5 protein-coding genes and 1 pseudogene are annotated in these 6773 nt (G+C 72.6%); 5 read left to right on the forward strand and 1 reads right to left on the reverse strand.

Annotation, left to right across the window (positions count from 1 at the left end):
• The 3 genes and pseudogenes from UWG_RS0118605 to UWG_RS0118615 all read left to right on the forward strand — a co-directional run.
• Positions 1–810 (forward strand): annotated as a pseudogene (locus tag UWG_RS0118605) (hypothetical protein); the annotation flags it as partial.
• Positions 811–824: 14 nt separating this feature from the next.
• Positions 825–1970: a glutamate ABC transporter substrate-binding protein gene (locus UWG_RS0118610; RefSeq protein WP_016908723.1), complete on the forward strand. Its 1146-nt coding sequence runs from the start codon at positions 825–827 to the stop codon at positions 1968–1970.
• Between the two features lie 103 nt (positions 1971–2073).
• Positions 2074–3360 carry a hypothetical protein gene (locus UWG_RS0118615; RefSeq protein ID WP_016908724.1) on the forward strand — a complete coding sequence of 429 codons (1287 nt, stop codon included), beginning with the start codon at positions 2074–2076 and terminating at the stop codon, positions 3358–3360.
• 294 nt (positions 3361–3654) lie between these two features.
• Here UWG_RS0118615 and UWG_RS34275 read toward each other — a convergent pair whose 3' ends face one another.
• Positions 3655–3936, reverse strand: coding sequence for a hypothetical protein (locus UWG_RS34275; RefSeq protein WP_420235635.1), 282 nt, complete (start codon positions 3934–3936; stop codon positions 3655–3657).
• Here UWG_RS34275 and UWG_RS0118620 point away from each other — a divergent pair.
• On the forward strand, positions 3935–6343 hold the full coding sequence (locus UWG_RS0118620; RefSeq protein ID WP_420235636.1) for a tetratricopeptide repeat protein: 2409 nt from the start codon (positions 3935–3937) through the stop codon (positions 6341–6343). The two genes, UWG_RS34275 and UWG_RS0118620, sit on opposite strands and share 2 nt — an antisense overlap.
• A 2-nt stretch (positions 6344–6345) precedes the next feature.
• On the forward strand, positions 6346–6773 hold a 428-nt coding region (locus tag UWG_RS33740; RefSeq protein ID WP_033196237.1), incomplete at its 3' end, for a zinc ribbon domain-containing protein.

Consider the following 6773-nt stretch of genomic DNA (forward strand, 5'->3'; position numbering starts at 1 on the left):
CGCGGCGAACTCCTCCCCGCCGCGGAGACGTTGTACAAGGCGGAGACGGCCGAGCTGGGAAGGGACTACGACGCGGCGAAGAGCTGGCCGTGGGCGGCGGTCGGCCTCGGCGTGGTGACACTGCTCGCGCTCGCCTGGGCACAGCGCCGCAACTACCGCCGCACCAACCGGGTCTTCAACCCGGGCCTTCTTGCGGCGACCGCCGCCGCCGTGGTCCTCCTCCTCTGGCTCGGCGTCGGCCACACGCTTGCGCGCGGCAACCTCACCGACTCGGACGAGCAGGGCGCCCGCTCTCTTCAGGCGCTCAACGAGGTGTGGATCGGCTCTCTCCAGGCGCGAGGCGACGAGAACATGACGCTCGTCGCGCGCGGTGCCGGCGCCGAGTACGAGAAGAGCTACAAGAAGCAGATGCGCGAGCTCTTCGGCGGGCCCGACTCACCCGGCGGCCTCCGACGCGCCCAGGCGCTCGCCGACGACAGCACAGGCCGCCAGTCGGTCCAGAACGCCACCGACTCGCTGAAACGCTGGCAGGAACGGCACGCCAACGCCCGCGCGAAGGACGACGACGGCGCTTACGACGACGCCGTCGAGATGGTCATCGGCAAGGAGAACAGTACGGGCGAGGCGTTCGACCGCGTCGATCGCAACCTCGCCAAGGCCAGCACCCACGAGCAGCAGCAGTTCGAGGAAGCCGCCGACCGGGGCCGCGGATGGCTGGGTGGTCTCGGAATCGGGGCCGTAGTGCTCGCGGTGCTCGGAGCAGCGGCCGTGGTGTGGGGTCAGATGCGCCGGCTGGCGGAGTACCGGTGAGGGGGAGTACGGGTATGGGACGCGAAGTGACGGCAGTACGGGAGGCGTTGGGCACGGCGCGACGAGACACCGGCCGGAAGGCGCCGGCCCTCGGTGGGGCGGGCGAGCCGGCGGAGCGCGAGGGCGGCACACGTAGGCGCCGGAGGGCCGGGGTCGTCGGCGCGGTGTCCGCCGTCCTGCTGGCGGTGCTCGCCGGCTGCGCCGCACCTTCGGGGAGCGAGGGCGGGACGGGTGAGCGTGGACGCGTCGACTCCGTGGCGGCTCCGGCCGACGACCCTGTACGGCCGTTTGCCGCGCCGGGGGAGGATCCCGAACCGGAGAAGTGCGAGGACGGTTCGGACCCGGCCGAGAGCCTCAAGCCGAGCGGAGAAGCCGGTGAGGCCGTCGAGCGCATCCAGGACCGCGGGCGTCTGGTCGTCGGTGTCGACCAGAACAGCTTCCTGTGGGGCTACCGGGACCCGACCACCGGCAAGTTGGGCGGGTTCGACATCGATCTCGCCAAGGAGATCGGGAAGGACATCCTCGGTACCGACCCCGACATCACCTTCAAGACGATCCCGACCGACCAGCGCATCCCCGCGCTCGAGAAGGGCGATGTCGACATGGTCGTCCGGACGATGACGATCAGTTGCGAACGCATCGAGGAAGTCGCCTTCTCCACGGCGTACTTCGAGGCCGGACAGCAGATGCTGGTGCCGAAGGACCACGCCCGGGTGAAGGGCTTCGACAAGTCCCTCGAAGGCCGCAGGCTCTGCTACGCCTCGGGCTCGACGGCGGAGACCCTGATGAAGGAGGGCGACTACCAGCAGCTCGGCGCCCGCACCCTCCGTGTGCCCAACCAACTCGACTGCCTGGTGCGCATGCAACTCGGCGAGGCCGACGCCATCGTCACGGACAGCGCACTGGGCGCGGGCCAGGCGGCGCAGGACCCGTCGGTGCGGTTGATCGGCGAGCCCGTCACCGTCGAACCGTACGGCGTGGCGATGAACCTGGAGGACGAGGACCTCGTCCGCCGCGTCAACAAGGTGCTCGACGATTACCGCAAGGGTGGAGCGGGGAGCAAGTGGCGGGCTGCGTACGACGAGTGGCTCGCCGACGACATGAAAGGCGCCGGAGAAGGCGGAGCCCCCCAACCACCCAAGCCCAAGTACCGCGACTGACGCGGGGCGGTGGCCCCGGAGACGGGCGACCGGGAGCGGTGACGAGGCAGCGACGAGAGCAGCGAGGTGATCGATGGGGCCCGCGGGACCCGCCGGAGCGGTGATGAGCCGGGAAGAGGTCGATCGCGCCTTGGAGCGGTTCGACGCCGAGCACGAGGCCGTCGAATCGTCGCTTCTGGCGCTGCAAGACCACGCAGGGCGCCGTCTGTTGGAGGGGGCGGAGCTCACCGGCGTCACCGCGGAGAGGTGGGTGCGGGCCGAACAGGCCGTCACGCTGCTGTGGAACGGTTTCGAGACCTACACCCGCCGGCTGGAGCTCGCCCGTGAGCTGCGGAGCAGGCGTCGATGGCCCAGTCGGGACGACCTGACGGAGCTCACTCGGCTCCTCCGGGGGACGCTGACGGTCTCCGGGGCCGATCTCGCCGGTGCCGCGCCGGGCGCCGGCGGAACGCCCCAGCTCGTCGAGGAGTTGACGCTTCCGCAGCTCGTATCGCGCATGAACGACTGGTACGCGCAGGCCCTCGACGTCGTCGCCGCCGCCGACTCCGTCTGGTCGGCCCTTCCTGCGCGGATCGACATGCTTTCGGCCGAGCTTCAGCGCATCCGCTCGCTCGCCCACTCGGTCGGCGTCCGCCCCGGCGAGCACCCGGCAGGCGACGATCTGGAGCGAACGACGCGTGACCTCACCGACCTGCGCGCCGAGGTCCTCACCGACCCGCTCGCCTTCTGGACCCGCACCGGCGGGAGCAGCGCCCCCGGCGGAGGACGCCCCGACACGACGCGATACGACGCCGCGGCCCGCGCGTTGGAGGACGTGCGGCGGGAGATCGAGGCGGTGCTCGCCGTCCGCCAGGACGCCGAGCAGCGTCTGATGAGACTCCGCGACGTCCTCTCGCGCGCCGATCGCACCCTCGCCGAGGCGAGATCGGCGCGGGGTGAGGTGCTCGCCAAGATCGCGGCGTCCGAGGTGCCGGCCGTGAGCGGCCCCCCGGCCGCCCTGCACGAGCAGTTGACCACGGCGGTCGAGCACCGCAGGCACTCGCGCTGGCACCTCCTCTCACCGCTCCTGGAGAACCTGGAGCAGCGCTCGGAAGAGGAGCTGGAGCGCGCTCGCGCCGAACTCACCGCGGTGACGGCCCCGTTGGCCGTGCGCGCCGAGCTCCGCGGCAGACTCGACGCGTACAAGGCCAAGGCCGCGCAGCACGGCTACGCCGAGGACCGCTTCCTCGCCGAGCGGTACGACGTGGCCCGGCGCCTGCTGTGGAGTGCGCCCTGCGACCTGCGGGCGGCGGACCACGCCGTCCAGCGGTACCAGCAGGCGGTGCAGGACTCCCTCGCGGCACGTCGCACCGAGGGCACGCCCCTGGCCGAGGGAGGGGGAGAGAGATGAACGCGACGGGGACACCCCGCGCAGGGAACGAAACGCCGCGGTGGGGCGGTGCGGAGCCGGGCAGTGCGGCGGTGCGCCGCCGGGCCCGGTGCGGAAGCAGTACGGTACGGCACTGCCGTACCGTGTCCGGCACGTCTGCGGTTGCCGGAGCGACGGGTAACGGCACGGTCCGCGCCGAGCGCAGCGGGGGCGCGGGACAGGGGGAGCGGTGAGCGAGCAGTCGACGGGACCGAACAAGTCGTGCCAGCGGCCCGGCTGCGAGGGCAGCTACGAGGACATGGGCGGCGGCGAACTCTACTGCGACACCTGCGGTCTCGCTCCGGTCGTCGCCCCCGGGGGCGCGCTCGGCTCGGCGCCGACGGGGATCACCAGTGCCCGCCGCGGCAGCAGTTCGGACTCCTCCTCGCGGTCGTCGCGTGCGTCTGCGCGGTCGCAGTCCTCGCGCCGCTCGGTCTCCGGCCGCCTCTCCCGGTCGCTCTCGCAGCGGAGTTCCTCGCGCTCCGTCTCGGTGCGCAGCGCGCGCTCCGCGGCCTCCTCGTCCGGGCGCGGCCGACTCGGCGCGGGACTCGTGCACATGCCGCAGGTCCCCAGGGCCGATCCGTCGAGCGTGGTCCTGGAGAATCCGGAGGTCCCCGAGCGGAAGCGGTTCTGCAGCAGCAGCGACTGCGGCGTCCCCGTCGGCCGTGCCCGCGGCGAAAGACCGGGCCGGACCGAGGGATTCTGCACCAAGTGCGGGCACCCCTACTCCTTCGTGCCCAAGCTCCGCCGAGGCGACATCGTGCACGGGCAGTACGAGGTGGCGGGCTGCCTCGCCCACGGCGGCCTGGGCTGGATCTACCTCGCCGTCGACCGGGCGGTCTCCGACCGTTGGGTGGTGCTCAAGGGCCTCCTCGACACGGGTGACCAGGACGCCATGGACGCCGCCATCGCGGAGCGCCGGTTCCTCGCCGAGATCGAGCACTCCAACATCGTGCGCATCTACAACTTCGTCGAGCACCTCGACCAGCGCACGGGCAGCCTCGACGGATACATCGTCATGGAGTACGTAGGAGGCAAGTCCCTCAAGGAGATCGCGAACGAGCGCCGCACACCGGAGGGCAAGCGCGACCCGCTCCCCGTCGAGCAGGCGTGCGCCTACGGCATCGAGGCGCTCGAGGCACTCGGACACCTCCACAGCCGCAATCTTCTCTACTGCGACTTCAAAGTCGACAACGCGATCCAGCAGCACGACCAGTTGAAGCTCATCGACATGGGCGCGGTCCGGCGGATGGACGACGACGACAGCGCCATCTACGGCACCGTCGGCTACCAGGCGCCCGAGGTGGCGGAGGAGGGCGCCTCCGTCGCCTCCGACCTCTACACGGTGGCACGCACCCTCGCCGTCCTCACCTTCGACTTCCAGGGCTACACCAACGTCTTCGCCGACAGCCTTCCCGAGCCGTCGAGCATCGAGGTCTTCCAGCGGTACGAGTCCTTCTACCGCTTCCTCGTCCGCGCGACCGACCCGGACCCGCAGCGCCGGTTCGCCACGGCGGAGGAGATGTCCGAGCAACTGCTGGGCGTGCTGCGGGAGGTCGTGGCGCTCCAGAGCGGGCGGCCGCGACCCTCGCTCTCCACGCTCTTCGGCTCCGAACTCCGCGTGGTGGACACCGAGTTGCTGCCTCAGCTCAGCGGTGACACCTCGGCCCTCGGTGGAAGGGACACGGGCCGTCGCCGCCGGCGTGACGGGCCCGCCGCACCGGCCGTGGAGGCGGCCTCGCCCCCCAACGGGAGCGGTCAGCCGCACGCCGTCGCAGGAGCCGCTTCGCTCCCTGCGCAGCAGAGGGCGGCAGCCCCGGCGACGCTCATGGCGCAGAGCACGGCCGCCGGCGAGTACGGCGGCATGGGCAGCACGCCGGCGCACGTGCGGCTGCCCGGACAGCCCGAACCGGCCCCGCAGCAGCGGGCGTCGGCAGCCGTCGAACCCGGCGGCCCGGTGGCCCTCGTACCGCTCCAGGCGCGTCCGACGGCGCTTGCGCTCCCCGTGCCGCGCGTCGACCCGGGGGATCCCAGTGCCGGATTCCTCGCCGGGCTGATGGCTGCCGCCCCGACGGAGATCCTCACGGCGCTCCAAGCCGCCCCCGCCGACTCCCTCGAACTGCGCCTGCGCGAGCTGCGCGCCTGGTCCGAGATGTCGCCGGGGGAGCAGCCGCCGCCGACGCGCCGGAGCAGTCCGCCGTCGAGAGCGGCGGCCGAGGTGCTCGCCGAGCTGGAAGCGGAGCACGCCGACGACTGGCGGGTGGTGTGGTATCGCGGGCTCTCGGCGCTGGTCGAGGGGGACCGCGAGACGGCGGCGCTCTCCTTCGACGCGGTGTACGACGCCTTCCCCGGCGAACCCGCGCCCAAGCTGGCCCTGGCGATCTGCGCCGAGGTGCTCGGCCAGCTCGACAACGCCGCCGACTACTACCACCTCGTCTGGGCGACGGACCCCGCGTACGTCAGCGCCGCCTTCGGCTTGGCGCGCGTGCGGCTCGCCGCGGGCGACCGCCGCGGGGCCGTCGGGGCGCTTGAGTCGGTGCCCGAGTCCTCGATCCACTTCACGGCTGCACGGGTGGCGGCCGTACGGGCCCGGCTGCGCCAGCGCGCCGCGCACGAACCGCTGCTCGACGATCTCCAGGCCGCGGCGGGCCAGTTGGAGCGGCTTTCGGGCGTCGGCCTCGACTCCCTGCGCCACGAGGCGCTCACCAACGAGGTGCTGGGTTGCGCCCTCGACTGGTTCCTCGCGGGAGCGAGAGGCGCCTCGAGAGGGGCCGACGGCGCGGTGCAGGGAGCCCCTCCGGGGCCGGGTACCGCTACGCTGCTCGGCGTCCGGTTGGACGAGGAGGGGCTGCGCTTCGGTCTGGAGCGTTCCTACCGCCGCCTCGCCCGGCTGGCACAGACCGGTACCGAGAGGATTGAACTGGTGGAGCGGGCGAACCGTTTCCGCCCCAGGACGTGGGTGTGACCATGCCACAGCTCGACCAACTCTCCTGCCCCAGCTGCGCTGAGCCCCTGGAGGAGGAGGACCGCTTCTGCCAGGCATGCGGCACGGACCTCAAGGCGGCCCTTGAGCACGCAGGCCCCTCGCAGGACGCAGCATCCGGAGGCGCCGCTCCGCCGGCCGGCTCGGCCCCGTGGTCCTCCGTGCCCGTGCCGGGCCCGGCTGCCGAAACGCCGGGGCACGCACGCAGCTCCGCGTCCGAAGAGGCGTCCGACTCCGCGGACTTCACGCTTCCGCCCGCCCGCGGGACCGCGGCAGCGGCCTCCTTCCCCGAGGCCGAAGCGGCCCGCCCGCCCGGCCCCCACCCGCGTACGGCCGATCCGCGCACGGTTCCCGACCCACGGGAGGGAGCCCCGTCCGGCGGGCTCCAGGCGCTCGTCGACCAGGCGGGCCC

This window comes from Streptomyces xiaopingdaonensis (genome assembly GCF_000262345.1).
Taxonomy (GTDB): domain Bacteria; phylum Actinomycetota; class Actinomycetes; order Streptomycetales; family Streptomycetaceae; genus Streptomyces; species Streptomyces xiaopingdaonensis.